The following is a 654-nucleotide window of genomic DNA, read 5'->3' on the forward strand; positions in this document are numbered from 1 at the left end:
CGATACCCCTCCCGATCACCTGGCGATCAACCCGGCCAGCCCCTTCCACGATGCCGCTGCGCTGGAGCGCGGCGTGGGCATCCGTTTCAACGATGTCGAGCGCGACAACGTTGAAGAGTATTCGGTCAGCGAAGGCTGGATCCGCGTGCAGGCCGGCAAGGCCCGCGACCGCCGCGGCAACCCGATGACGATCAAGGTCAAGGGCACCGTGGTGGCCTACTTCCTGGATCAGAAGCCGGACGCCTGATCCAACGTCTGCCGGAGACGTCTGATCCACGTGTGGCGGGGTAGAGCCACCCCACGGGTGGCTACGCGGACCCACTGGAACCCTCGCGTCAGGGACGAAGGGCAGCCACCCATGGGGTGGCTCTACCGGGCGATGGGGCGGACGATACGCAGGAGGGGGGCGCCGGGCGTACCCGGCGCACGCAGTCAGAAGATATCGAACGCGGCGTCGTCGGCCTGCGGGGTGTGGCTGTTGAAGTCGTACTCCTCCAGCTTCTCCATGTCTTCGACCTTGACCCACTCGGTGGCGCCGTTGAGCGTGGCCTGGACCATGCCCGACGGCGGCTCGTTCTGTGCGATCGGCGTGTCCTTGAGCGCCACGCGCATGTACTCGATCCAGATCGGCAGGGCGGCGCGGCCGCCGTATTC

At 67.0% G+C, this 654-nt stretch carries 2 protein-coding genes; one reads left to right on the top strand and one right to left on the bottom strand.

Annotated elements, in window-relative coordinates; genetic code table 11:
- Positions 1-247 (top strand): DUF3297 family protein (locus AAE045_RS23655; protein ID WP_455549748.1); only part of this gene is annotated, 247 nt, incomplete at its 5' end.
- A gap of 185 nt (positions 248-432) precedes the next feature.
- Here AAE045_RS23655 and AAE045_RS23660 read toward each other — a convergent pair.
- A partial coding sequence (locus tag AAE045_RS23660; RefSeq protein ID WP_455549749.1) for a hypothetical protein occupies positions 433-654 on the bottom strand: 222 nt, incomplete at its 5' end.

It is taken from the genome of Dryocola clanedunensis (assembly GCF_038405435.1).
GTDB lineage: Bacteria > Pseudomonadota > Gammaproteobacteria > Enterobacterales > Enterobacteriaceae > Dryocola > Dryocola clanedunensis_A.